The organism is Arthrobacter sp. W4I7 (genome assembly GCF_030816215.1).
In the GTDB taxonomy this organism is placed as follows: domain Bacteria; phylum Actinomycetota; class Actinomycetes; order Actinomycetales; family Micrococcaceae; genus Arthrobacter; species Arthrobacter siccitolerans_A.
In genome coordinates, this window is record NZ_JAUSXU010000001.1 from 1,839,722 (window position 1) to 1,864,762 (window position 25,041).

General features: G+C 64.8%; 21 protein-coding genes and 2 pseudogenes. 17 read left to right on the forward strand and 6 right to left on the reverse strand.

Annotation, left to right across the window (positions count from 1 at the left end; all coding sequences use genetic code 11):
* Nucleotides 1-2 precede the first annotated feature (2 nt).
* Nucleotides 3-1,727 (forward strand): ABC1 kinase family protein, encoded by a 1,725-nt coding sequence (locus tag QF047_RS08495; protein ID WP_373427755.1) that lies wholly within the window; start codon nt 3-5, stop codon nt 1,725-1,727.
* 244 nt (nt 1,728-1,971) lie between these two features.
* On the forward strand, nt 1,972-2,718 hold the full coding sequence (locus tag QF047_RS08500; protein WP_307281852.1) for a lipoate--protein ligase family protein: 747 nt from the start codon (nt 1,972-1,974) through the stop codon (nt 2,716-2,718).
* A gap of 92 nt (nt 2,719-2,810) precedes the next feature.
* Here the strand turns inward: QF047_RS08500 and QF047_RS08505 are convergent, their stop codons facing one another.
* Nucleotides 2,811-3,068 carry a mycoredoxin gene (locus tag QF047_RS08505; RefSeq protein ID WP_307275625.1) on the reverse strand — a complete coding sequence of 86 codons (258 nt, stop codon included), beginning with the start codon at nt 3,066-3,068 and terminating at the stop codon, nt 2,811-2,813.
* Between the two features lie 137 nt (nt 3,069-3,205).
* Here QF047_RS08505 and QF047_RS08510 point away from each other — a divergent pair.
* Nucleotides 3,206-3,950 (forward strand): annotated as a pseudogene (locus QF047_RS08510) (SOS response-associated peptidase).
* A gap of 26 nt (nt 3,951-3,976) precedes the next feature.
* Here QF047_RS08510 and QF047_RS08515 read toward each other — a convergent pair.
* Entirely contained in the window at nt 3,977-4,399 is a 423-nt protein-coding gene (locus QF047_RS08515; protein WP_306633847.1) for a VOC family protein, read from the reverse strand.
* Between the two features lie 19 nt (nt 4,400-4,418).
* Here QF047_RS08515 and QF047_RS08520 point away from each other — a divergent pair, with 19 nt between their 5' ends.
* A complete protein-coding gene (locus QF047_RS08520; RefSeq protein WP_142037219.1) occupies nt 4,419-4,739 on the forward strand; it encodes a chorismate mutase in 321 nt (106 codons plus the stop codon).
* Nucleotides 4,740-4,757: 18 nt separating this feature from the next.
* On the opposite strand, the gene QF047_RS08525 is transcribed toward QF047_RS08520, so the two are convergent.
* Nucleotides 4,758-5,147 (reverse strand): hypothetical protein, encoded by a 390-nt coding sequence (locus QF047_RS08525; RefSeq protein WP_307275628.1) that lies wholly within the window; start codon nt 5,145-5,147, stop codon nt 4,758-4,760.
* A gap of 209 nt (nt 5,148-5,356) precedes the next feature.
* Here QF047_RS08525 and QF047_RS08530 point away from each other — a divergent pair, with 209 nt between their 5' ends.
* The 7 genes and pseudogenes from QF047_RS08530 (at nt 5,357) to QF047_RS08560 (ending at nt 15,378) form a co-directional block, all read left to right on the forward strand.
* Entirely contained in the window at nt 5,357-5,695 is a 339-nt protein-coding gene (locus tag QF047_RS08530; protein WP_307275630.1) for a DUF6504 family protein, read from the forward strand.
* Nucleotides 5,692-9,181 (forward strand): annotated as a pseudogene (locus QF047_RS08535) (DNA polymerase III subunit alpha). The gene QF047_RS08530 and the pseudogene QF047_RS08535 overlap by 4 nt, the downstream one beginning before the upstream one ends.
* Nucleotides 9,182-9,297: 116 nt before the next feature.
* Complete coding sequence (gene thrS / locus QF047_RS08540) at nt 9,298-11,307, forward strand: threonine--tRNA ligase (protein ID WP_307275631.1); 2,010 nt, start codon at nt 9,298-9,300, stop codon at nt 11,305-11,307.
* An 18-nt stretch (nt 11,308-11,325) separates the two neighbouring features.
* Entirely contained in the window at nt 11,326-11,913 is a 588-nt protein-coding gene (locus tag QF047_RS08545; protein ID WP_306633838.1) for an HIT domain-containing protein, read from the forward strand.
* Nucleotides 11,903-12,526, forward strand: a complete 624-nt coding sequence (gene pgsA / locus QF047_RS08550; protein ID WP_306633836.1) for a phosphatidylinositol phosphate synthase — start codon at nt 11,903-11,905, stop codon at nt 12,524-12,526. The genes QF047_RS08545 and pgsA overlap by 11 nt, the downstream gene beginning before the upstream one ends.
* Before the next feature lie 145 nt (nt 12,527-12,671).
* A complete protein-coding gene (gene pdxS, locus QF047_RS08555; protein WP_306633834.1) occupies nt 12,672-13,598 on the forward strand; it encodes a pyridoxal 5'-phosphate synthase lyase subunit PdxS in 927 nt (308 codons plus the stop codon).
* Nucleotides 13,599-14,313: 715 nt separating this feature from the next.
* A complete protein-coding gene (locus QF047_RS08560) occupies nt 14,314-15,378 on the forward strand; it encodes an IS30 family transposase (protein WP_373427790.1) in 1,065 nt (354 codons plus the stop codon).
* A 102-nt stretch (nt 15,379-15,480) separates the two neighbouring features.
* Here the strand turns inward: QF047_RS08560 and QF047_RS08565 are convergent, their stop codons facing one another.
* A complete protein-coding gene (locus QF047_RS08565; protein WP_307275636.1) occupies nt 15,481-17,493 on the reverse strand; it encodes a M3 family metallopeptidase in 2,013 nt (670 codons plus the stop codon).
* 85 nt (nt 17,494-17,578) lie between these two features.
* On the opposite strand from QF047_RS08565, the gene QF047_RS08570 reads away from it, so the two are divergent.
* Nucleotides 17,579-18,847 carry a CapA family protein gene (locus tag QF047_RS08570; RefSeq protein ID WP_307275638.1) on the forward strand — a complete coding sequence of 423 codons (1,269 nt, stop codon included), beginning with the start codon at nt 17,579-17,581 and terminating at the stop codon, nt 18,845-18,847.
* 71 nt (nt 18,848-18,918) lie between these two features.
* On the opposite strand, the gene QF047_RS08575 is transcribed toward QF047_RS08570, so the two are convergent.
* A complete protein-coding gene (locus QF047_RS08575) occupies nt 18,919-19,671 on the reverse strand; it encodes a type 1 glutamine amidotransferase (protein ID WP_307275639.1) in 753 nt (250 codons plus the stop codon).
* Entirely contained in the window at nt 19,668-20,960 is a 1,293-nt protein-coding gene (locus QF047_RS08580; RefSeq protein ID WP_307275640.1) for a Mur ligase family protein, read from the reverse strand. Before QF047_RS08580 ends, QF047_RS08575 begins: the two co-directional genes overlap by 4 nt.
* Nucleotides 20,961-21,050: 90 nt before the next feature.
* On the opposite strand from QF047_RS08580, the gene pdxT reads away from it, so the two are divergent.
* The 5 genes from pdxT to ruvB all read left to right on the forward strand — a co-directional run bounded on the left by pdxT (nt 21,051) and on the right by ruvB (nt 25,009).
* Nucleotides 21,051-21,761 carry a pyridoxal 5'-phosphate synthase glutaminase subunit PdxT gene (gene pdxT, locus QF047_RS08585; protein WP_306633824.1) on the forward strand — a complete coding sequence of 237 codons (711 nt, stop codon included), beginning with the start codon at nt 21,051-21,053 and terminating at the stop codon, nt 21,759-21,761.
* 3 nt (nt 21,762-21,764) lie between these two features.
* Nucleotides 21,765-22,520, forward strand: coding sequence for a YebC/PmpR family DNA-binding transcriptional regulator (locus QF047_RS08590; RefSeq protein WP_306633822.1), 756 nt, complete (start codon nt 21,765-21,767; stop codon nt 22,518-22,520).
* Nucleotides 22,521-22,606: 86 nt separating this feature from the next.
* Nucleotides 22,607-23,185, forward strand: a complete 579-nt coding sequence (ruvC, locus tag QF047_RS08595; protein WP_306633821.1) for a crossover junction endodeoxyribonuclease RuvC — start codon at nt 22,607-22,609, stop codon at nt 23,183-23,185.
* Nucleotides 23,186-23,283: 98 nt separating this feature from the next.
* Nucleotides 23,284-23,928 carry a Holliday junction branch migration protein RuvA gene (gene ruvA, locus QF047_RS08600; protein WP_307275648.1) on the forward strand — a complete coding sequence of 215 codons (645 nt, stop codon included), beginning with the start codon at nt 23,284-23,286 and terminating at the stop codon, nt 23,926-23,928.
* Nucleotides 23,921-25,009: a Holliday junction branch migration DNA helicase RuvB gene (ruvB, locus tag QF047_RS08605; protein ID WP_307275651.1), complete on the forward strand. Its 1,089-nt coding sequence runs from the start codon at nt 23,921-23,923 to the stop codon at nt 25,007-25,009. Before ruvA ends, ruvB begins: the two co-directional genes overlap by 8 nt.
* The last annotated feature ends 32 nt before the right edge of the window (nt 25,010-25,041 follow it).

Sequence of the window (25,041 nt, forward strand, 5' to 3'; positions counted from 1 at the left end):
GGGTGGCATTAGTCCGCCGCAACCGGGCACCGGTGCCCGGGGCCGGAGATGCCGTCGCGGGAAGTACCCGCGCCCGGTACCGCCGGATTCTCCGTTTCGCAGCCTGGAACCTGGCGGCGACCTGGTGGTATGAGCTGCTCCTCCCGCGGATCGGCTTGGCGTTGGTGACCGAGCGGACGCGGCCGGCCCGGATGCAGCGCTTCGCCCGGCGCTTCCACGTACTCGCGGTGGACCTGGGCGGCCTGATGATTAAGGTGGGGCAGTTCCTCTCGTCCAGGCTTGACGTGCTGCCCCCGGAAATCACCAACGAACTTGCGGGCCTCCAGGACGAAGTGCCGCCGGTCCCGTTCCCGGCCATCCGGGCCCTTGCCGAGAAGGAATTAGGGGTCCCGCTCGAGCAGGCGTTCGCCTGGGTGGAAGAGACGACGATCGCCGCGGCCTCGCTGGGGCAGGCGCACCGTGCACGGCTCCTTCCCGCTGATGCTGCCGAGACCGGGCTGAAGGAAGTTGTGGTCAAGGTGCAGCGTCCGGGCATCGGCGCAATTGTCGACGTCGACCTGGCAGCATTGCGCAAGGTGGGCGGCTGGCTGAGCCACTTCCGGCTCATTTCCAACCGCGCCGATATGCCTGCCCTGTTGGAGGAATTCGCGCAGACCAGCTTCGAAGAAATCGACTACCTCCACGAAGCCGCCAACTCCGAGCGTTTCGCCGTGGATTTTTCCGGCGACGGCCGGGTGGCAGTTCCACGGGTCGCCTGGGAGCGGTGCACCCGCCGCGTGCTGACCCTCGAAGACGTCACGGCCATCAAGATTACGGACGCCGCAGCGCTCCGGGCGGCAGGTATTGATCCGGCCCTGGTGGCGCCGGTGTTCGCCTCCGTGATGTTCGACCAACTCTTCACCAACGGCTTTTTCCATGCCGACCCGCACCCTGGCAATATCTTCGTCACTCCGGTTCCTGTCGGCGTCGGGGAATACCCTTGGAAACTGACGTTCATCGACTTTGGCATGATGGGCGAAGTTCCCGCTTCGACGCGCAGCGGGCTGCGCAAGCTCCTGATCGCTGCCGCCGCGCGCGACGGCAAAGGGCTGGTGGCGGCCATCGGCGATGTAGGCGTCCTGATGCCGTCGGCGGACGTTGGAGGTCTTGAGCGGGCCATGACGCAGCTGTTTGGCCGCTTCGGGGGAATGGGGTTCGCCGAGCTTCGCGAAGTGGATCCGCGCGAATTCCGTGACTTCGCGGTTGAATTCGGTGACGTGGTGCGCTCCCTGCCGTTCCAGCTGCCCGAAAATTTCCTGCTCATCATCCGCGCAATGTCCCTGACATCGGGAGTGTGCAGTTCGCTGGACCCCCGGTTCAACCTGTGGGACTCGGTGGAACCCTACGCAGCCCGGCTGCTCCGGGACGAGCGCGGCAACTTCGTGCAGGACGTGGCCCAGCAGGCGCTCGATGCCGCAGGAATCGCGCTTCGCCTGCCCAAGCGGCTGGACGGACTCCTTGCCCGGATCGAGGAAGGTGGCCTCACGGTTGCCAACCCGCGACTTGAGCGGCAGGTCGCCAGGCTCCACCGCTCAACGCGGCGTACGGCGTCCGCCCTGGTATTCGGCGCCTTATTGATTGCCGGGGCCGTGGTGCGGGCTGACGATACAGCCTTGGGCAGTTCGCTGATGCTGGCGTCCGTAGTCCCGCTGCTGCACGGCCTGTGGGTGGGGCGGCGCGGTTTCTAAGTCTGCCCTGCCCCTGGAATCAGCCCGTCCCTGGAAGACGAGCCACCGCGAGCGTGGAAAGCCCGGGCAGTCCGGCGCCCCAGGTGGAAGGCCACGGCGTAACCTAGGTTTGGCCTGTCCGCCGGCAACTCGCCGGTATGGCTCCGGTACACGGATTCGTCAGCTTGAGCCAAGGGCATCAATTAAAGCGAATGCGGCCGCGACAACAAGGAACTGCAGGATGACCATAGGGGAGCTTAGCAACATGCATCACGCCGATCCGGGAACCCGCACACTGACGGTGGTGCGCCAGGAGGTTTCGCTTGGCGCCGGGCGGGATCTCGAATTTGGCCTGGAGCTCCTGGCCAAGGCAAGGAGCGGAGGGATGGGCCCCACGCTTCGACTGTACCGGCCGGCCCCCACGGTGGCGTTCGGCCAGCGGGACACCAGGCTGCCGGGTTTTGAAGCAGCAGAGCAAGCCTGCCGCGACAACGGCTTTGAGCCGCTGGTCCGCCGCGCCGGCGGCCGGGCAGCGGCGTACCACCAGGGAACCCTGGTGGTGGACCATATTGAACCGGACGCGGACGCCATCGCCGGATCAAAAAGCCGGTTCGGGTACTTTGGGGAGTTGTTCGCCGAAGCCCTGCGCGGTGTTGGAGTGCACGCGGCGGTCGGGGAGATCCCCGGCGAGTACTGCCCCGGGGAATTCAGTGTGCACGGCAGCGAACAGGGCAGCTCCCGCCAGGTGAAGCTGGTGGGCACCGCCCAGCGTGTGGTGGCCGGCGGCTGGCTGTTCAGTTCCGTCATCGTGGTGGAGGACTCCGCGCCAATCCGCAAGGTCCTCACGGACACCTACGCCGCCCTCGGCCTGGACTGGGATCCTGCCACGGCGGGGGCAGTGAACGATCTTGTCCCCGGCGTGGACGTGGGAGCGGTGGAGGAAGCGCTGCTGGAAACGTACGCCCGCCACGCCACCCTCGGGACTGCACCCTTCAGCAGCCTGGGGGCATAAGCAATAAAAAACGGGACCAACACTGGGGTTGGTCCCGTTTTTGCTGCCCGGCCGGCTACCTAGGGCCGGCGGACGCTTGGCTGGTTTGCCGCCTAAGCTGCGAGCCGCGTCTTGACCTCGGCAGCGGACGGGTTGGTGGCAGCAGTGCCGTCCGGGAAGAGGACGGTGGGCACGGTGCGGTTGCCACCGTTCAGCTGCTCCACGAGTTCGGCCGTGCCTTCCACTTCCTCAATGTTGATCTCGTTGTAGCCGATGCCATGGGCATCCAGCTGCTTCTTCAGCCGGTTGCAGTAGCCGCACCACGTGGTGGAAAACATGGTGATGGTGCCGGATTCGGGAGTGAAGTCCATAAGTTTCTCCTATGCGTCGTTCAGGGGTTCCTTCCTTTCAACGGTAGCGTGCAGGCCCATATTCCCCGGCCCGGCGCACTTCACATGACAGCTCCTGCGGCCGGTGGCATGCTGGAGCCATGTGTGGACGTTATGTAATGGCACGTGCTGTGGGGGGACCTCCTGGCCGAGTTCGACGCCGGGCTTGAGGAGGAGGTGGACATCCCGCCGTCCTGGAATGTTGCGCCAACGGATGACGTGCCTATCGTCCTGGAGCGGCTGATCGATGACGGGCAGGCTCCCAAGCAGGTGCGCCAGCTGCACGTGGCGCGCTGGGGACTGGTTCCGTCCTGGGCCAAGGACCCCGGGATCGGTTCGCGGATGATCAACGCACGGAGCGAATCCGTGCTGGAAAAACCGGCTTTCCGCAAAGCCGTGCAGTCACGCCGGTGCGCCGTGCCCGCGGACGGCTACTACGAATGGAAGCAGGGGCCAGGGAAGTCCAAGCAGCCCTACTATGTGCACCCGGGTGAAGGCCATGGCCTTGTTTTTGCGGGGCTCTACGAATGGTGGAAGGACCCGGCCCGGCCTGCAGGGGAGCCAGGCGGCTGGATGCTTTCCACGTCCATCCTGACCACTGACACGCCCCCGCCCGGGAGCGAAGACACGGTGTTCGGCAAGCTGACGGCGCTGCACGACCGGGTTCCGCTGCCGATGGACAAATCCACCATGGAAGCGTGGCTGGACCCGCAGGCCGACGACGCGGCCGCCCTGGTGGACCTGGTCCGGTCCGGGGTAAAGGACGTGGCGTCGGACTGGCACGTCGACTCAGTGGGCAAGGACGTGGGAAATGTGCGCAACAACGGGCCGGAGCTGATCCGCCCGGTGGAGGCCCTCTTCTAGAAGTCCAGGCGCCGGTGGGAAGGGATCTAAACGGTGACCGTGCCGGCGTCGTCCACTGTCCAGGTGGGGTTGTACGCCACCTCCCAGCGGAAGCCGTCCGGGTCCGCGAAGTAGCCGCTGTAGCCGCCCCACGGCTGGGTGATGGGCTCGGCGATGATTTCGGCGCCGGCCGCGGCGGCCTCCGCCATGACCCTGTCCACGTCCTCGGTGCCGGAAAGGTTGTGGCTGAGCGTGATGCAGGGGACAGGGCCGGGAGCACTGACGCCGGCGTCGGCCTGCATCTGGCGGACATCCCAAAGGGACAGCACCAGGCCGTGGTTCACCTGGATAAACACCACATCCCCCGGAACTTCCCGGTGGACCGGCCAGCCAAGGCCGTCAACGTAGAACGCGCGGGACGCCTGAACACTGCGGACGCCTAGTGAAATGAAGTCGACTCTGGGCTGCATGGTTCGATACTGTCAGACGATGGCGACAATTCAAGGGAACGATAGAGACGCTTTGGCCGACAAGGAACAGCTCGCTGCCGTCCGGATCGCCGTGGACGAGGTGGATGACCAGATTGTCACCCTGATCGCCCGCCGCGAGCGCCTGATCCGGATCGCCGGGACCCTCAAGGGCGACGATGCCGAAGTCCGTGCCCCGGGCCGGGTGGAGCGGATCATCGAACACGTCCGCTCGGCGGCCGAGAAGAAAGACATTGACCCGGACATCGTCGAGTCCACTTACCGGGCCATGATCTCCGGTTTCATCGAACTCGAACTCCGGGTCCACAAAGAAAACAGCTGAGCCGTCCCGGCCCAGCTGTTACAGGTTCTCCTCCACGGGAACTCCGGACTGGAATTCCCGGCCGTCCGCCTCGCTGAAGCCGGTCATCACATGCCCTTCGCCGAGCCCGTTAATGGCCGCCATGGGGAAGTTTCCGGTGATGGTGCTGCCTGAGTGGCTGACCCCTGAAAGATCATAGTTTTCTTCACAGCTCTGGTCATGGTTGAACGAGAAGAAGGAAATAGGCTTCCCGTTCATGAATTCAATGCCCAGGCGCCGCTGCGACGAGTAGTCCGGACTGGCAGCCACAAGTCCCACCACATAGGCACCGGAACCGGGGATATTGCCGTCTAAATCGAAGGTTGCCACGAGCGTGGAGTCCTGGGCTTTGATGCTGACCTGCTTGAGGAGTGCGTCATGGGTGCTCATGGCACAATCCTGCTCCCTGCCGTTCGGTCCGTCCACCCCTGAGCGGTCACAGAACTGGAGCCTAAGGTGCTTCCGCAGCAATGCCGTTTCCCGAAAGCCCGTTCACTTGCCCCTTGCCTATGCGGCACCTCCCGGGAGGCGTAGACTGGTACTGCTCGAACATATATTCGAACTGTTTCTGTTTCACTTTCGCATCCGGGAGGCGCCCCTTGGGTATGTTCAGCGAATCCGTTGACGTCTCCTGCGCCCCTGACGGCCACCCCGTGGCTGTTGTTTGGGCGGGTCGTTCCTATTCTGTGTGTGCCGAACCTGTCCGCTGGTACGAACGCCGCCAGTGGTGGGCCGAAGAAACCCGCGCACCGCTGGGAAGCGGCCCAGGGCTGGTGGACCACGAAATCTGGCGGGTCCAGGTGCAGCCCTCAGCCCCGGGTTCCGGCGGTTCCAAGGAACAGGAAGAGCCGCTCACCCTTGACCTCACCCGCCATATCCGCAGCGGCCGCTGGCGGCTCCTGCGGATCCATGACGCCCTGCGCCCCAGAACAGCATGAGCTTCACGCACCTCCACGTCTCCACCCGCCTTCAGTGCCCACTACGGGGTTTCCTGGCCTGAGGAACTGGCGCAGGCCGCTGCCGCTGACGGCGCAACCGCGCTTGCCTGCACGGACCGGGACGGCTTGTATGGCACCATCAAGCACCTCAAAGCGTGCATGGGTGCCGGCATTGACCCCATCGTAGGGGTGGACCTTGCGGTCTATGACGACGACGGCGATCACCGCACCCAGCTGGCCGGCCGTGTGGTGGTGCTGGCCCGCGGCCACAACAACGGGGCCGGCTACCGCGCGCTGTGCCGGCTGGTGTCCGATGCCCACGCCCGCACCTCGGGTAAAGCCGGTGGAGTTGTGCCGGTAGCCGTGACCAGGGCTGAGCTTGCCTCCCGCACCCTTGATCCCCACACCCTGAAACCCGTGCTGATGGTCCTGATCGGGCCGGATTCCGACGTCGGACGTGCCATGGGCGGGCGGCGTTACCTGCGGCCGCGCACCCTTTTCAAGCAGTGGCTGGACGCCATGCCCGCAGGAACTGTTGTGGCCGAGACCGTTTCCCAACTCAGCGCCCCGGGAAAACCGCTGAGCACGGCGCATGCCGTCCGGATGCTCAAACTCGCGGAAGAACACAACGTCCCGGCAATCCTCAGCAATGCGGTCCGGTACTGCGCGGAGGACGGCGCCGCAACCGCAGACGTACTGGATTCAGCACGGACCCTGAAATCCCTTCCGGAACTGGCCCAGGAACCACTGCTGCAACCCAACGGCCAGGGCTGGCTGAAATCCTCGCATCAGATGCTGCAGCTGGGTAAGGAAATCATCTCCGCAGCAGGCTATGGTGCCGAAGACCTTAACAGGCTCATGGCACAAACAGAGGCGCTCGCCGATGTCTGCAGGATTGATCCTGTTTCTGACATGGGGTGGAAGCAGCCGGTGGTGCCGGAAGCTGCGGTCATTGGGATCAGCCAGGATCCGCACGTGGAACTGGTGCAGCGCTGCAGGGCGGGGATCGGCAGGAGGTTCCCCGGAATCGCCGGGAACAGCGAAAAGGAAATGCTCCACCGGCTTGACCATGAGCTGGGCATCATCCGGAACCTGGGGTTTTCCTCCTACTTCCTCACTGTGGCGGAGGTTTCGCGCATGATCCAGGAGATGGGGGTGCGGGCAGCCGCCCGGGGCTCCGGAGCCTCCAGCCTGGTCAACTACCTCATTGACGTCAGCCAGGTAAATCCGCTGCAGCACGACCTCATCTTCGAACGTTTCCTTTCCCAGGACCGGGCCACGTTGCCCGATATCGATATCGACGTCGAAAGCGCCGAGCGGCATAACGTGTACCACCGGATTTTTGAACGCTTTGGTAAGGAACGCGTCACGCTCATGAGCATGCAGAACGGCTACCGGGCGCGGGGTGCAGTGCGTGACGCCGGCCTTGCGTTGGGGATGGATGACGGCGACGTGGGGGACATTGCCAAGCAGTTGTGGCGGTTCTCGGCCTCCAAGTTCCGTGAAGCACTGCAGGAGAAGCCCGAGCTGAGGGAATTTGCCGGCAGGGTGGAACAGCGGGATTCCCACGGCAACCAGCAACTGGACCTGCTGGTGGATCTGACCGAACGCCTGGACCGGTTGCCGCGGCACATTTCCATGCATCCGTGCGGCGTGATCCTGGGTGACGCCACCCTGCTGGATCGCACCCCGGTACAGCCCAGCGGGCTGGGACTGCCCATGAGCCAGTTCGATAAGCACGACATGGATCCCATGGGCATGCTCAAGCTCGATGTCCTGGGCGTGAGGATGCAAAGCGCCATGGCGTTTGCCGTCAGGGAGATCATCCGCATCCATCCCTCCAAGAAGGACGTGGTGGCAGCGGGCGGCCATGCCGTCAGGCCCGACGGGACCGGGCCGGACTTCATTGCTGACAACGGGCACATCGACCTCAACGCCATTCCCCTGGATGATGAGCCCACCTTTGAACTCATCCGGAGCACCCACACCCTGGGCTGCTTCCAGATTGAGTCTCCCGGGCAGCGCGAACTGATCGGCAAGATGGCGCCCCGGGAGTTCAATGACCTCATCATCGATATTTCGCTGTTCCGTCCGGGACCCATGAAATCGGATATGGTGCGGCCTTTCCTGGAGCACCGCCATGGGTTTGCCCCGGAGGTCTACCCCCACCCGCTCCTGAAGCCGGTGCTTCAGGAAACCCACGGGGTGACGGTTTTCCACGAGCAAATCCTGAGGACATTCGACGTGATGACCGGGTGCGGGCTTGCGAAGGCCGATGAATTCCGGCGGGCACTCAGCAACGAGGTTGGGGAATTCCAGGTGGAAGAGTACTTCCGCAAGCATGCAAAGGCCAAGGGCTTTTCCCCCGACGTCATTGACAAGGTATGGCAAACCCTGAAGTCCTTTGCCAGCTTTGGGTTTTGCAAAGCCCACGGGGCGGCCTTCGCGGTGCCCACCTATCAATCAGCCTGGCTGAAAACCCACCACCCTGAAGCCTTCCTGGCGGGCCTCTGGGAGCACGATCCGGGCATGTATCCCAAGCGGCTGCTGGTGGCGGAGGCCAGGCGGCTGGGGGTCCCCATCCTTCCCCTGGACATCAACCTCAGCAAAGGGGAGTACCGGGTGGAACGGATCCGGCAGGGCCCGGATGCCGGGAAGCTCGGAATCCGGCTGAGCCTGAACGGGATTTACGGGTTGTCCGCCACCGAGCTGAAAAGGATTGTTGCCGGCCAGCCGTACGATTCCCTGGCAGACCTCCGGGCGCGCTCGCGGTTGAGCAAGCCAAGCATTAAACGCCTGGCCCAGCTGGGTGCTTTTGATTCCCTCCACCGCGAGGCGGGCGGAATGGCCAACCGGGCAGACCTGGTCCAGCACCTGCAGCGGCTGCAGAATGCAGGCAGCGGACGGAAGGGCGTCGAGGTGCTTGAGGGGCAGCTGTCCCTTCCCCTGGGCGATGTAGAGCTGCGCAACGTCAAACCTGGGCTGCCCGCGCCTACCCTCGTCGAGAATGTCCGGGCTGAGCTGGACCTGATGGCCGTTGACGTCAGCAGCCACCTGATGGAGAGCCACCGTCCCACGCTGGACAGGCTTGGTGTGACTACGGCGGACAAGCTCCTGGGCCTGCGCAACGGGACCGAGGTCCTGGTGGCCGGGGTGCGGGTAGCCACCCAAACACCGCCCATGCGGGGCGGCAGGAGGGTGGTGTTCATCAGCATTGATGATGGCACCGGCTGCGTCGACTCGGTGTTCTTTCACGAAGCCCAGGAAAATGCCGGGCTGCTCCTGTTCGGAACCAGGCTGCTGCTCATCCGGGGGACCACCAGGAGGACGGGTCCGCGCGGCATCAGCATCAGCGCCAGCATGGCCTGGGACCTCAGCCGCACCGAAACCTTGCCTTTCCCGACTCCAGCGGACCAACCCGCTGACGTCCCGCATCCCCTGGACGGGATCAGCAGGACCCTGGCGATTACCGGTTTTAGCGGTTGACTCTGCCGTGTGCCGCTTTGGCCGGCCCTTCACGGAACCGATAGCATTGACGGTGGCTGGCTGTGGTCCCCGTATGCCACAAGCTATGAAGCCTTAACTTTGAATAGGAGACACCCGTGTCAGATGCCCAGCAGATCACCCTTCTCGTCGATGGCGAAGAGACCAAGGTGACTACCGGGACAACCGGTGCGGAACTCTTCTTTGAGCGCCGTGATGTTGTTGTAGCCCGCGTCAATGGCGAGCTGAAGGACCTGGACCAGCAGCTGCCGGAAGGCGCCGAGGTTGAGGGTGTCACCATCGATTCACCGGACGGGCTGAACGTGCTCCGCCACTCCACGGCCCACGTGATGGCCCAGGCTGTCCAGCAGCTGCGCCCTGACGCCAAGCTGGGCATCGGCCCGTATATCACTGACGGCTTCTACTTCGACTTTGACGTGGCCGAGCCCTTCACTCCCGAGGACCTCAAAACCCTCGAAAAGATGATGCTCAAGATCGTCAACCAGAACCAGAAGTTCGTCCGCCGCGTCGTCTCCGAGGACGAGGCCCGCGAAGCGATGAAGAACGAGCCCTACAAGCTTGAACTCCTGGGCAAGAAAAACGATGCCGCCGAAGCAGGCGAGGGCGTCAGCGTTGAGGTCGGCGCCGGCGATATCACCATCTACGACAACGTTGAGCGCAAGGAAGGGACCACTGTCTGGTGCGATCTCTGCCGCGGCCCGCACCTGCCCAACACCAAGATGATCTCCAACGCCTTCGCGCTCACCCGCTCGTCCTCGGCCTACTGGCTGGGAAACCAGAAGAACCAGCAGCTGCAGCGGATCTACGGCACGGCCTGGCCCACCAAGGACGCCCTCAAGGCGTACCAGGAACGTATCGCCGAGGCTGAACGCCGCGACCACCGCAAGCTCGGCTCCGAACTGGACCTGTTCTCCTTCCCGGACGAACTGGGCTCAGGCCTTCCTGTATTCCATCCCAAGGGCGGCATTATCCGCAAGGAGATGGAGGACTACTCCAGGCAGCGCCACGTTGAGGCGGGCTACGAGTTCGTCTACACGCCGCACATCACCAAGGGCCACCTCTACGAAGTGTCCGGCCACCTTGACTGGTACAAGGACGGCATGTTCCCGGCCATGCACGTCGATGCCGAGCTCAACGAGGACGGCACCGTGCGCAAGCCCGGCCAGGATTACTACCTGAAGCCGATGAACTGCCCCATGCACAACCTCATCTTCCGGTCCCGCGGGCGCTCATACCGCGAGCTGCCGCTGCGCCTGTTCGAATTCGGGTCGGTTTACCGGTACGAGAAGTCCGGTGTGGTGCACGGCCTCACCCGTGTGCGCGGCATGACACAGGACGACGCCCACATCTACTGCACCCGTGAGCAGATGAAGGACGAACTCACCAAGACCCTGAACTTCGTCCTGGACCTGCTCAAGGACTACGGGCTCAACGATTTCTACCTGGAACTGTCCACTAAGGACCCGGAAAAATACGTCGGTGACGACGCCGCCTGGGATGAAGCCACCAGGACCCTCGCGGAGGTGGCGCAGGAATCCGGGCTGGAACTCGTGCCGGATCCGGGTGGAGCAGCCTTCTACGGTCCCAAGATCTCCGTCCAGGCGAAGGACGCGCTGGGCCGCACGTGGCAGATGTCCACGATCCAGCTGGACTTCAACCTGCCCGAGCGCTTCGAACTGGAATTCCAGGCCGCCGACGGCACCCGCCAGCGTCCGGTCATGATCCACCGTGCACTGTTCGGATCGGTGGAGCGGTTCATGGGTGTGCTCACCGAGCACTACGCGGGAGCCTTCCCGGCGTGGCTCGCACCTGTCCAGGTGGTGGGCATCCCCGTGGCGGAGACATTCAACGAGTACATGTTCGACGTCGTCGACCAGCTTAAGGCCGCAGGCATCCGTGCCGAGGTGGATACGTCCTCGGACCGGTTCCCCAAGAAGATCCGCACCGCCAGCAAGGACAAGATCCCGTTTGTGCTGATTGCCGGCGGTGACGATGCCGAAGCGGGTGCTGTCTCATTCCGCTTCCGCGACGGAAGCCAGGACAACGGCGTGCCCGTTGAAGAGGCAGTCAAGCGGATCACGGAAGCCGTCCGTAACCGGACCAGCTAGCGGATACGGAACATTATGGTGCAGGAGAACACAGGCGCAGGATATCCAGGGGATGCCGGCGTCACCGACGACTTTGACCTCGCCGGTGTCCCGGACGCTTTCCAGCGCCTGTGGACTCCGCACAGGATGGCCTACATCAAGGGCGGCCAGCACCAGTTCAAGAACGAAAACGATTGCCCCTTCTGCGTTGGCCCCGCACGTACTGACGAGGACGCACTCATCGTTCACCGGGGCAGGACCTGCTACGTGGTGCTGAACCTCTTTCCGTACAACCCCGGGCATCTTTTGGTGTGCCCCTACCGCCACATCCCGGACTACACCGACCTGACGGTGGAGGAGACGGCGGAGTTCGCCGAGCTCACCCAGACCGCCATGCGGGTCCTGCGGAAAGTCTCCAATCCAGGTGGTTTCAACCTGGGCATGAACCAGGGTGTGGTGGGCGGGGCCGGCATCGCCGCACACCTTCACCAGCACATCGTTCCCCGGTGGGGCGGCGACGGGAACTTCTTCCCGATCATCGCCCAGACCAAGGCGATCACGCAGACCCTTGACGAGGTCCGCCAGCAGGTCGCCGACGCCTGGCCCGGGGAGACGGATGCTGAATAAGCACGCGCGCGGGTTCTTCACCGCACTGTTCACCCCGGTTGCCCGTTGGCTTCTCCGAATGGGCGTTTCACCCGACGCTGTCACCATCATCGGCACGGCCGGGGTGGTGGTGGGAGCCCTCGTCTTCTACCCCCTCGGTCAGCTCTGGTGGGGAACACTGTTCATCACCGCCTTCATCTTCTCCGATGTCCTCGATGGCATCATGGCCAGGATGCAGGCGGTGGGCGGCCGGTGGGGCAACTTCCTCGACTCCACCCTGGACCGGATCGCCGACGGCGCCCTGTTCGCCGGGCTCGCCGTGTGGTTCTTCACCGGCGGGGCCAACGTCCCCATCGCGATGGCAGCCACCGTCTGCCTCGTCCTGGGCATGGTGGTTTCCTACGCCAGGGCCAAAGCTGAATCACTGGGCTTCACCGCCAACGTGGGCATCGCCGAACGGGCCGAACGCCTGGTCTCGGTCCTGGTGGTCACCGGATTTACCGGCCTGGGGCTTCCCGGCGTGGTGTTGCTGGTGACGCTCGCGCTGCTCGCCCTCGCCAGCTTCATCACAGTGGTTCAGCGCGTAATTTCCGTACGCCGCCAGGCGCTTGCGGAACCCTCGCCGGCTGATTAAGACGAATTAAGCCGCCCGGCCGCGGTGAGACTAGTATTAGGACTGCCCGGTCAATGGATCCGGCAACCCGGTGTGTGTAAACGTGGCATCTCCGTGCCGCCCTGCACGCCCGGCGAAGGTCATCTATCTACCCATAGGGGTTTTTGTGTCTACACCTGATGTAAGCAACGAGGCCGGTTCGTCCGCGAACAGCGTCACGGGCAGCAGCCGCGTGAAGCGGGGCATGGCTGAGATGCTCAAGGGCGGCGTCATCATGGACGTCGTCAACGTCGAACAGGCCCGCATCGCCGAAGACGCCGGTGCTGTCGCTGTGATGGCGCTGGAACGAGTTCCGGCCGATATCCGCGCCCAGGGCGGCGTGTCCCGGATGTCCGATCCGGACATGATCGACCAGATCATCGACGCCGTGTCCATTCCCGTGATGGCCAAGGCCCGCATCGGCCACTTCGTCGAGGCCCAGATCCTGCAGTCACTGGGCGTGGACTACATTGACGAGTCCGAGGTCCTCACCCCGGCCGACTACGTCAACCACATCGACAAGTGGAACTTCAAGGTTCCGTTCGTCTGCGGTGCCACCAACCTCGGTGAGGCGCTGCGCCGCATCAACGAGGGCGCTGCGATGATCCGTTCCAAGGGCGAGGCCGGCACCGGCGACGTCTCGAACGCCACCGGCCACATGCGCCAGATCCGCTCCGAGATCGCCAAGCTCGCTGCCCTGCCCCAGGACGAGCTGTACGTCGCCGCCAAGGAACTGCAGGCCCCGTACGAACTGGTCAAGGAAGTCGCCGCTGCCGGCAAGCTTCCCGTGGTGCTGTTCACCGCGGGCGGCATTGCCACCCCGGCAGACGCCGCCATGATGATGCAGCTCGGCGCTGACGGCGTCTTCGTCGGCTCCGGCATCTTCAAGTCCGGCAACCCCGCCCAGCGCGCCGCCGCCGTCGTGAAGGCCACCACCTTCTTCGATGACCCCGACGTCATCGCCAAGGCCTCCCGCGGGCTGGGCGAAGCCATGGTGGGCATCAACGTCGACGAGATCCCCCAGCCGCACCGCCTGGCCGAGCGCGGCTGGTAACTCGCTCTCTGGGGGTGAGGGGCGGCGTTATCCTCGGCGCGCTATTCCCCGCGCGTTGTGTGCAGCTGAGTAGCTGCTTGCGGCGCGGGGCCCCCTTTACGCGCGCTGCCGGATAACTCCGCCCCTCGCCTTGCGCTCGTGATGTACGACGGCGGCGGGTCACCCTTGAGTTCTAGCGGTCGTTGCAACACCCCGATATTTTTTGGGAGTTGCAACGACCGTGCCAGCTTTAACAGGGAAACCGCGTAGGAAATACACGCAGGGTGAGAAGGACCGCTTCTTCGAGGTGCTTGCCCGGGGTGGGACCGTCACGTCAGTGGCCGCTGAACTCGGGCTGGGCAGGATGGCCTGCTATCAGTGGACCCGGGCGGCTGGTGTACGGTTCCGGAAGCAGGAGGCCTCCCAGGAGGAGAAGGACGCTTTCTTTGCTCTGTTTGGCCGGCTTGGAAACGCCTCCGATGCCGCCGCGCAGCTCGGGCTGAACAGGAACACCTGCTACAAGTGGATCAGGAACGCAGGGCTGGCCCGTAAACGGGCAGACCAGCCCAGTCGAGAGGACTTCCGCCAACTGCGCGAGGCAGGGCATTCCCGCCGCGAAGCAGCTCGCGTCCTGGGCATCCACCCCACGACCGCAGGCGAGTGGGACGCGGGCGTGCGCAAGACCGGCAGCGGACGCATTTACCCGGACGGGCGGGTCGTGGATTACAAACAAGGAGTGACTACCTTCGAGACGCCGTCGGGACGTATGGGACCAGTGCGCCCGGGTTTGGCTACCCTGGAGAAGGCCATCGACCCGCGGTATCTCTCGCTGCAAGAACGCGAAAGCATCCGGGATCTGCTGGCCGCCGGCGATTCTCTCCGCGTGATAGGGATCAAGCTGGGCCGCTCCGCCTCGAGCATCAGCCGTGAGATCGGTCGCAACAGCAGCCCGGGCGCCGGTTATCAGCCTTACGCCGCCCAGAGGTCCGCTGCGTCCCGCCGTCCTCGGCCCAAGGAGAGCAAACTGGCAGCCGAAGGGCGCCTGCGCGCTTACGTGGAAGAGAAGCTGCGCATACGCTGGTCTCCGGAACAAATCAGCCATGCACTCATCAAGGAATTCCCCAATGATCCGCATATGCGCGTGAGTTCGGAGACGATTTACCAGGGACTCTACGTCCAGGCCCGCGGCGGGTTACGACGTGAGATCCAGGCCGCCCTGCGCACCGGCCGGACCCGCCGCAAGGCCCACAACACCGGCGAGCAACGCATCTCCCGGTTCGCGGACCCTATGGTCAACATCTCCGAACGCCCACCCGAAATCGAGGACCGCGCCGTGCCCGGGCACTGGGAGGGCGACCTCATCACCGGCGCATACAACCAATCCGCAATCGCGACCCTGGTGGAGCGCACCACCCGCTACGTCATGCTCGTCCACCTGCCCGGGAACCACACCGCCGAAACGGTTGGAAACGGCCTCGTGAAGACCATGAGTTCCTTGCCAGCCCACCTCCGCGGCTCCCTGACCTGGGACCAAGGCGCGGAAATGGCCGCCCACAAGTCCTTCAGCATGTCCACGGACATGGCCGTCTACTTCTGCGACCCCGCCAGCCCTTGGCAACGCGGTACCAACGAGAACACCAACGGGTTGCTGCGCCAATACTTTCCCAAGGGCACCGACCTGTCCGTCTACGGGCCCGAGGACCTTGAACACGTCGCCCAAGAGCTTAACGCCCGACCACGCAAAACGCTCGGCTGGGATACCCCAGCCGAGCGTCTGCGTGATCTACTGGTGACTCACTAACACCAACGGTGTTGCAACGACCCCCTGAATTCGCCACCTATTGCTGGTGACTCGCCGCCGTCGTTCGTTTAAACCCAACTGGGTAGTACGGGAAGCCGCACCCTACTCCAGGCCTCGACGCTTTAACAGGGGCTCTAGTTTGGCTTCGCGGCCGCGGAGGGTTCGGAAGGACTCCAGGGGATCCCGGCTGTTTCCGCGGGACAGGAGCTCCTGCCGGAAACGTTCTCCGTTGGCCCGGGTCATGCCGCCGTTCTCGGTGAACCAGTCCACCGTTTCCGCGTCCAGCACCTCGCTCCAGATGTAGGAGTAGTAGCCCGCCGCGTAGCCTGCCCCGGCGAAGATGTGCTGGAAGTATCCCGTACGGTAACGCGGCGGTATCAGGGCGTGGGCGATGCCGGCCGCGGCGAGGGCTTTGTCCTCGAAGGCCACGGCGTCCTCAGGTACCTCGCCGGCTCCCAGGACATGCCAGGCCAGGTCCAGCAGGGCCGCTCCCAGGTACTCGGTGGTGGCGAAGCCCTCACCCCACAGCCGCGATTCGTTGAGTTTGTTCACGATGTCCTGGGGGAGAGGCTGCCCGGTTTTGTGGTGCTTCGCGTAGTTGGCAAGCACCTCCGGCCACAGGATCCACATTTCGTTGACCTGGGACGGGTACTCCACGAAGTCGCGGGGAACAGCTGTGCCGGAGAACCTCGGATAGGTGACGCTGGAGAACAGCCCGTGCAGGGCATGGCCGAACTCGTGGAAGGTGGTCCGCAGTTCGTCGAGGGTCAGCAGCGTGGGTTCGCCGGCCGGGGGCTTGGAGATGTTCAGGTTGTTGATGACCACGGGTGCGGTCCCCAGCAGTTCCGACTGTTCCATCAGCGAATTCATCCAGGCACCTCCGCGCTTGGACTCACGCGAGTAGTAGTCACCCAGGAACAGGCCTAGGGCACTGCCGTCCTCGTTCCGCACCTCCCAGACGCGGACATCCGGGTGGTAGCCGGCCAGGTCCGTCCGCTCGTGGAAGGTGATGCCGTAAAGGGATGTTGCGGCGAAGAAGACCCCATCAGTGAGGACCCGGTCCAGCTCGAAATACGGGCGGAGGGCCTGCTCGTCCACTTCGTATTTTTCCCGCCGTACCTTCGCGGAGTAATAGGCCCAGTCCCAGGCCTCCAGGGGGTGGCCGGCTGCCTCCGCAAGTGCTGCAGCCTCGCGGTCGGCGTTGCGCATGGCGGCCGGCGCCATGCGGTTCAGCATCGACTGGACCGACTCGAAATCGGGTGCGGTTTGGCGGTCAACCACCAGTTCGGCGTAGTTGGCGAAGCCCAGCAGGGCGGCCTTCTCCGCGCGCAGGCCCGCCATGGACCTGGCGGCCTTCAGGACGTCCAGGTTTCCGCCGCTGCTGCCGCGGGCCGCCGAGGCCTCAAAGAGCCGACGGCGGATGTCCCGGTTCTCGAGGACGGCGAGGGCGGGCTGGTTGGTGGGCTGGATCAGCGTCAGGAGGAACTTCCCGTCGTGCCCCGCGGCCCGGGCAGCCTCCGCAGCCCGGTCCACGTCCTCCGCAGGCATACCTGTCAGGTCCTCGGCATCATCAAGCAGGAGGGCTGCCGACTTCATCCCTTCCTTGACCCGCTGGCCGAACTCGGTGCCCAACCGGGAGAGCTCCGCATTGAGTTCCCTGAGCCGCTCCTGCCCCGGCCCGTCCAGCTGGATACCGGACTGCCGGAACTCCTTCAGATACTCCTCCACCAGGCGTTCGGACTCGTCATCAAGGCCCGAGATATCGATGGCTGCAAAGCGCTCGTAAAGCGCCCGGTTCAGGAAAACCTCGTCCTGGTGGGCCGAAAAGCGCGGGGACAGTTCCGTTTCAAGATCCCGGATTGCATCCGATGCGTCCGCGGACACGAGTGTGAAGAACGCCGCGGCGGTCCTCTGCAGCAACTGCCCGGAACGTTCCATGGCCACGGCCGTGTTCTCAAAGGTGGCGGGAACAGGGTTCTCCGCAATGACCTGGATTTCGGTCAGGTGCTCCCCGAATCCAGCCTCCGCGGCCTCCGCGTAGTGGGAAGCCTGGATTTCCGGGAAGGGAGGCAGGCCGAACGGAAGCGGGCTGGGACGAAGGAGGGGGTTTGTCATGACGCAAATCTTCCACATGGGCCACGCCTTCTCAACGACCCGCAAATGCCCGTGGCGGCCGGCGACAGTACCTACAATGACGGCTATGGGGATTAGTTGGGGCGGTGCCGCCGCGCGCGCCGGCGCCACCGTCTGCGCATTGTTCGCGGTTGCTGCACTTGCCGGCTGCGGCCTGGTGGCTGAGCAGAACGGGCAGACCCCCCGGCCTGCTGTTTCCAGTTCCCAAGTCTCCGGTTCGCCAGTCCCGGGTGCAGACACGTCAGCTCCGGCTCCCAGCCCCACGCCGACGCCCACAGCCGGCAAGGGGCCGGGCTGCCCAGTGCTGCGGTGCACTTCGGTTCTGGTCACCGGTGACATGCTGGTCCACAACCAGCTCTGGCAGCAGGCGCAGCAGGATGCGGCCGCTGGGGGCAAGCCGGGCTACGATTTTGTGCCACTGCTCGAAGGACAGCGCCGGTACATCAACAACAGCGACCTTGCCGTCTGCCACCAGGAAACACCGGTGGCCGGTCCCGAGGGTCCGTTCTCAGGGTATCCGTCATTCAACGTTCCACCGCAGATCATCGCCGCCTCCAGGAATGTGGGTTACCAGGCATGCACCACCGGCAGCAATCACACCATCGACCGTGGCACGGATGGACTGTTGCGCACCCTTGATGCCCTGGATGCTGCCGGCCTGAAACACACAGGTTCCTACCGGACGGAAAGTGAGTCCCAGCGGATCCTCATCATGCAGACGCCCGCCGCGAAAGTGGCAATCATCGAGGCCGCTTACGGGCTCAACGGACTGGTCCCGGACTACCCCTGGCAGGTGGACATGCTGGACGCCCCGGCCATGATCGCCAAGGCCGTGAAGGCCCGGGAGCTCGGGGCGGACATCGTCCTGGGCGCGATGCATGCCGGAGAGGAGTACACCAGCGAACCGAACACACAGCAGCAGGAGGTTGCGCACGCCTTGGTGGACAGCGGGCAGTTCAACCTGATCTATGGGCACCACACCCACTCCGTGCTGCCCATCGAAAACTACAAAGGAACCTGGATTGTGTACGGCCTCGGCAATGGCGTCACCGAACTGTCACCCTGGTACGTGGTCAACAATGAGGGCCTGCTGGTCAGGGTGCAGTTTGGCCAGGACCAGACCGGTAAATGGTCAGCCACCGACCTCGCCTGGGCACCATCGGTCATTGTCCGCGATCCCTACCGCTGGTGTTCGGTAGCTGCCGACGCGCCGCTTGGGCCGTGCGCCGGCGCGGAAGCGGATGCCGCCACGAGGCAGCGCACGAGTGAGGTGGTGGAATCCCGCGGAGCGGCAGCGGCCGGCGCCCATGAACTCCTGATCACCCGCGAACCGTAAGCCTTCTGCGGCAAGGCAAGTGCCGCCGTCGGACTCCGGCGGAGTCAGTGGTGTCAGCACACGCAGCGGCCTCAGCGCGGACGGCGCGCCGCATGCTCCCTGGCCAGCTCGGCGAAACGATCGTCCGGGTGGCCGGGCTCGAAGGTCCCGAACTTCCGCTCAGCAGCCTTGCTGATCAGGAAATCCGCAATTGCCGGGTTCTTCGGCAGCAGCGATCCGTGCAGGTAGCTCGCCACGATATTGCGGTAGCGGGCGCCTTCATGGCCGTCGCTGCTGTTGTTTCCGGTGCCCTTCGGGACGGTGCCAAGGGGCCGCACGCCGCTGCCGAGCGTGGTCTGGCCGCTGTGGTTCTCGTAGCCAAGGACTTCGCCGAACTCGGGCGTGGCCACCTTGACGTTGCCGATGAGGCGTTCGTCGGTTCCGTGGGTTTCCACGTCCAGGACGCCGATCCCGGGGATGACCGCTCCGGTGCGCGTCTTGAAGAAGTGTCCGAAAAGCTGGTAGAGCCCGCAGATCACCAGCATCGGGGCGCCGTCCTCGGCGAGGTCCTTCAGGGTTGCCGCACGCGACTGCAAGTCGTCCTGGATGACCAGCTGTCCGCTGTCCTGGCCGCCGCCACCCACAATGATGTCCACATCAGCGGGGAACGGATCGCCCACGTTGTATTCGAGCAGTTCCGGGGTGTAGCCGTGCCAGTGGAGCCGCTGCTGCATGACCAGGGCGTTGCCCCAGTCGCCGTAAATATTCATGTCCCGCGGATACAGCTGCACCACCCGCAGGGTGCCTTTGCTTTCCCGCGGGGAATCCGCGCCTGCCTGGCTCAAGAGACGACCTCCACGGTGGTGATTTTGGACAGCTCGCGGCGGATCGCCAGCATGGCGGTGTAGGTGCAAAAAATGCGCTTGGGCTTGCCCTGGGCCTCCCTGATGAAGGCGGCAAGGGCCGGCGCGATCTCGGTCTCCACCCCGCCGATGCGGACGTCGTCGTACTGCAGGCGCAACGCCATGTCGTAGGCACGTGATCCGGTGAGCTGGTCCACTCCGCCCTCGCGCAGCGAGTCGAATTCCACGTCCCACAGCCAGGACATGTCGCGGCCGTCCGCGTAGTTGTCGTTGATGGCGATCATCGTAGCGTAGCCACCGGCGGGGAAGGACTTCAATCCCAGCCGGAAGCCGCTGGGGTTCTTCACCAGGACGAGGTCCAGCGGCTGCCCGCCCACGGTGAGGCTCTCGCCACGGCCAAACGCAGGTTGAACCCGGGAGAGTGCCTCCAGCAGGGTGGCGTGGTCCGCGGCGGCAGCACCCCCGCCGCAAATGCTGCGCGCAAGCGTCAGCGCCGCCGCCGCATTAAAGATGTTGTACACACCGCGCAGCTTCATCCCGGTGGTGACCGTGCCGCCGTCGTACTCGAATACAGCGCTGTCCGCGCCCACCTTGCGGAGTACGACGTCGGCAGCGGGCTTCTCCGGAAGTCCCGCCGGGGCGGGGCTCCCGGGGGCGGCGCGCATGTCGTCGTCGTTGGGGAAAGTTCCCAGCAGCGAATCGTCCAGGCCGAAGTACTTGACCTCCTGCCCGGTCAGCGTTTCGGCGATCCGGGCAACGCGTGGATCCTCGCGGTTCAGTACCACTGTCCCCGTGGTTTTCGCTGCGATGTGCTGAAGCAGCTGGGCTGTTTTGTCGATCTCGCCGAACCGGTCCAGCTGGTCGCGGAGGACGTTCAGGAGGAGGCAGTAGCGCGGAGGCACGCTGTTGACGAAGTGAACGGCGTGGGCCTCGTCCAGTTCCAAAACCGCGACGTCGGCGTCGAGCCGGCCCCGCCAGTCCACCTCGCCGAGCAGGGCAGCGGCCACGCCGCGGGTGAAATTGCTGCCGGTGCGATTGGTGAAAACCTTCAGCCCCTGGCTCTCCAGCAGCTCCACCACCATTTTTGTGGTGGTTGTTTTGCCGTTGGTGCCGCTGACGACGGCCACGCCGTGGGGGAGGGTGGTGAGTGTCCGCCGCATGAAGCCGGGATCGATTTTTTCGACCACCAGCCCCGGGAAGGCAGACCCGCCGCCCCGCAGCCGGGAGGCGCGACGGACCAGCTTGCCGAGCGGAACGCTGAAGGAGAACATACTTCGAATATATCCCAGCAGCGGTATACAGCTGCCGCCCGGGACGGCCCTGCGGCCGGGCGGAAAGCGATGGCGCCGTATGCTGGATGGATGACAAATTCCCTTTCAGCTGCTTCGGCGCGCGTAGGTTCCGGACTCCGGATCGGCGTGCTGGCGCTCCAGGGTGACTTCCGCGAGCACCTCCGGGCGGTCGAAGAAACCGGCGCCGTGGGTCTGGGCATCCGCCGCCCGCAGGAACTGGACGGCCTGGACGGCCTTGTCATTCCCGGCGGCGAATCCACCGCCATCGATAAGCTCGCACGCGCCTTCGACCTGGCCGGGCCGCTCAAGGAGCGCATCGCCGGGGGGCTGCCGGTTTACGGTTCCTGCGCCGGAATGATCCTGTTGGCCTCTGACGTCGCTGATCCTGCCACCGACCTTTCCGGGGCTCCCCAGCAGACGTTCGGCGGACTGGACATCACCGTGCGCCGCAACGCCTTCGGCCGGCAGCGCGAGTCATTCGAGACGGACCTGGACTTCAAGGGCCTGGACTTCAGCGCCACGGAATCCGGCGTTCCCCCTGTTCACGCCGTCTTTATCCGCGGACCCTGGGTGGAGCGGGTGGGACCGGATGTTGAGATCCTGGCCCAGGTGGAACCGGCGGATCCGGAGCACGCGTCCCACGCGGTTCCGCTGCCGGGGGCAGCTAGAATTGTTGCAGTGCGTTCCGGCCACCTGCTGGCCACCTCCTTCCACCCGGAAGTGACTGGGGAGAAACGCGTACACGAACTTTTTATCCGCATGATCAGAGGAGAAGCGTAAAGCATGTCAGGCCACTCCAAATGGGCGACGACCAAGCACAAGAAGGCCATCCTCGATAGCCGCCGTGCAAAATCGTTCGCCAAACTGATCAAGAACATCGAAGTCGCTGCCCGCATGGGTGGCCCCGACCTCTCTGGCAACCCGGGCCTCGAGCTCGCTGTCACCAAGGCCAAGAAAACTTCCGTTCCGGCTGACAACATCGACCGTGCGATCAAGCGCGGCGCGGGCCTGACCGGTGAAGTGGTGGACTACACCGAGATCATGTATGAATGCCGCGGCCCGCAGGGTTCGGCGCTGCTCATCGAGTGCCTGACGGACAATAAGAACCGCGCAGCCTCGGAAGTCCGCCTGGCCATCTCCCGCAACGGCGGCACCATCGCCGATCCCGGTTCAGTCAGCTACCTTTTCAGCCGCAAGGGCGTAGTGTCCCTGCCGAAGAAGGATCTCACGGAGGACGACGTCCTGATGGCTGTCCTTGACGCCGGTGCCGAGGAAGTCAAGGACAACGGCGATTCGTTCGAGATCCACTCGGATCCGAAGGACCTCCAGGCTGTCCGCGATGCGCTCAAGGAAGCAGGGATCGAGTACGACACGGACGAGGCCGAATTCGTCCCGTCCATGGAAGTTCCCCTGGACCTCGAAGCAGCCAAGAAGTTCATGAAGCTCGTTGACGCGCTGGAAGACCTCGACGACGTCCAGAACGTCTATAGCAACGCCGACCTCAGCGACGAAGTCCAGGCTGCCCTGGAATCCGAGTGACGTCCGGCGGTGCCTGCTGAACCCTCGCCTCCTGCTGTTCCCTGCCTTGCTGTTGTTCCCTGCCTTGCTGCTGGAACCGGCCGGCCGTGACGCTGCGCGTACTCGGGGTTGACCCGGGACTGACCCGTTGCGGCATTGGCGTGGTGGACGTCGAGCGCAACAGGCGGGCCACCATGGTGGCCGTTGGTGTGGTGGGCACCTCGCCCGAGGAAACGCTGGACCAGCGCCTCCTGGTGATCGCCCTCGCCATCGACGAATGGCTGGACCGCTACGAACCCCACGTCCTCGCCGTCGAACGCGTCTTTTCCCAGCTCAACGTCAGCACGGTCATGGGGGTTGCCCAGGCGTCCGGCGTGGTGATCGCCGCCGCAGCGCGCCGCGGAATCCCCGTGGCGCTCCACACGCCGTCGGAAGTCAAAGCGGCGGTGACCGGCAGCGGCACCTCCAACAAGGATGCGGTGACCAAGCTCGTCACCAAGATCCTCAGGCTGGAGGCGCCGCCGCGCCCGGCCGATGCAGCAGACGCCCTGGCGTTGGCGATCACCCACGCATGGCGGGCAGGCAGCGGCGCTGCCGTTGCCACCACGGGGCCCGGCAGTTCTTCGCTGACGCCGGCCCAGAGAGCGTGGGCCGAAGCTGAGGCGAAGGTGCGGCGTGCCCGCTGATTGTCCTGGCTGCTTGCTAGGGTATTCGTAGATATGTTCGGATAGCCGGTCCTGCCCTTTTCCAGGTGGCAGCCCGGCGGTACACCAGGAGCCCGGCCTTGATCAGTTTCCTCCGCGGAACCGTAGCGCACGTAGGCCTGTCCACGGCCGTGATCGACCTCAACGGTGCGGGGATGAGTGTTAACGCCACACCCCAGACCCTCAGCAGGCTCCGTACGGGGGAGGAGGGGCAGCTTTTCACCTCCCTGATTGTGCGGGAGGATTCCCTGACGCTCTTTGGCTTCGCCTCCGACGACGAGCGGGAAGTTTTCGACATCCTGCTCAGTGTCAGCGGAGTTGGCCCCCGGCTGGCCCTGGCGGTTCTTGCTGTGCACGATCCGGAGGCCATCCGGGTGGCGGCACACACCGGCGACAACAAAACCTTCACAAAAGTGCCCGGCATTGGACCCAAGGTGGCCGGCCGGATTGTCCTGGAGTTGGCGGGAAAACTCGTGCCGCACGGCACCGTCGGTTCAGCGAGTGCACCCACTGCCGCAGAGTCCGCCTGGAAGCCCCAGGTGGTGGCCGCCCTGACAAGCCTCGGCTGGTCCGAGAAAGACGCCTCCTCGAGCATCGACAAGGCACTGGCCGACGATCCCGAGGTCTCCTTCCGCGGGAATGTGCCGGAGATCCTGCGGACCACGCTCCGGTGGCTGGGCCAGGACGGGGCACGCGCCGGCAACCGTGTAGGCACCCGTGGCTGAACCATCCCTGGTGGCCGCGGGGGAGGAGCCGGAAGAGCGCGCCATTGAAGCCGCCCTCCGCCCCAAGAACCTCGACGACTTCGTTGGCCAGCACCGGGTGCGGCAGCAGCTGTCGCTGGTGCTGCAGGCGTCCCGGATGCGCGGCCGCAGCGCGGACCACGTACTGTTCTCGGGTCCTCCCGGGCTCGGCAAGACAACACTGGCCATGATTGTGGCATCCGAGATGAACGCGCCGCTGAGGATCAGCAGCGGCCCCGCCATCCAGCACGCCGGAGACCTGGCGGCCATCCTCTCCTCCCTGTCCGAGGGTGAAGTGCTGTTTCTGGATGAAATCCACCGCATGTCCCGGCCGGCCGAAGAAATGCTCTACATGGCCATGGAGGACTTCCGCGTGGACATCGTGGTGGGCAAAGGTGCCGGAGCCACGGCCATCCCGCTTGAGCTCCCGCCGTTCACCCTCGTCGGGGCAACCACCCGCGCCGGCTTGCTGCCGGGACCGCTGCGCGACCGGTTCGGCTTCACCGGGCACCTGGAGTTCTATTCTGTTGCCGAGCTTGAGCTTGTCCTGCGGCGCTCGGCCGGGCTGCTGGACCTGAAGGTCAACTCCGCCGGATTCAGCGAGATCGCCGGACGCTCCCGGGGCACGCCCCGTATCGCCAACCGGCTGCTGCGGCGGGTCCGGGACTGGGCTTTGGTGCATGGCATCGAACAGATTGATGCGCGGGCGGCGTCTGCAGCACTGGACATGTATGAAGTGGACAAGAAGGGCCTGGACCGCCTGGACCGGTCAGTCCTCGAAGCACTGATCACCAAATTCGGCGGCGGGCCCGTAGGCCTGTCCACCCTGGCCATCGCCGTCGGTGAAGAAACGGAGACCGTGGAGACGGTAGCCGAACCCTTCCTGGTGCGCGAGGGGCTGCTGGGCCGCACCCCGCGGGGCAGGATCGCGATGGCCCCGGCCTGGACCCACCTCGGCTACGCCGTCCCGTCCGGCGTCTTCGGGCAGGAACCGCTGGATCTTTTCGACACGGCCGGAGACGACGTCGACGGCACCGAAGACTGGGTCCCGCAAAGCCAATAACAGGCTCCCTTCAGTTTTTCCCTTTAGACTGG

Coding starts and splice junctions, on each gene's coding strand:
- QF047_RS08500 (WP_307281852.1), top strand. CDS start 1,972: ATGCATCACGCCGATCCGGGAACCCGCACACTGACGGTGGTGCGCCAG.
- QF047_RS08505 (WP_307275625.1), bottom strand. CDS start 3,068: ATGGACTTCACTCCCGAATCCGGCACCATCACCATGTTTTCCACCACG.
- QF047_RS08515 (WP_306633847.1), bottom strand. CDS start 4,399: ATGCAGCCCAGAGTCGACTTCATTTCACTAGGCGTCCGCAGTGTTCAG.
- QF047_RS08520 (WP_142037219.1), top strand. CDS start 4,419: ATGGCGACAATTCAAGGGAACGATAGAGACGCTTTGGCCGACAAGGAA.
- QF047_RS08525 (WP_307275628.1), bottom strand. CDS start 5,147: ATGAGCACCCATGACGCACTCCTCAAGCAGGTCAGCATCAAAGCCCAG.
- pgsA (WP_306633836.1), top strand. CDS start 11,903: ATGCTGAATAAGCACGCGCGCGGGTTCTTCACCGCACTGTTCACCCCG.
- QF047_RS08565 (WP_307275636.1), bottom strand. CDS start 17,493: ATGACAAACCCCCTCCTTCGTCCCAGCCCGCTTCCGTTCGGCCTGCCT.
- QF047_RS08570 (WP_307275638.1), top strand. CDS start 17,579: ATGGGGATTAGTTGGGGCGGTGCCGCCGCGCGCGCCGGCGCCACCGTC.
- QF047_RS08580 (WP_307275640.1), bottom strand. CDS start 20,960: ATGTTCTCCTTCAGCGTTCCGCTCGGCAAGCTGGTCCGTCGCGCCTCC.
- pdxT (WP_306633824.1), top strand. CDS start 21,051: ATGACAAATTCCCTTTCAGCTGCTTCGGCGCGCGTAGGTTCCGGACTC.
- QF047_RS08590 (WP_306633822.1), top strand. CDS start 21,765: ATGTCAGGCCACTCCAAATGGGCGACGACCAAGCACAAGAAGGCCATC.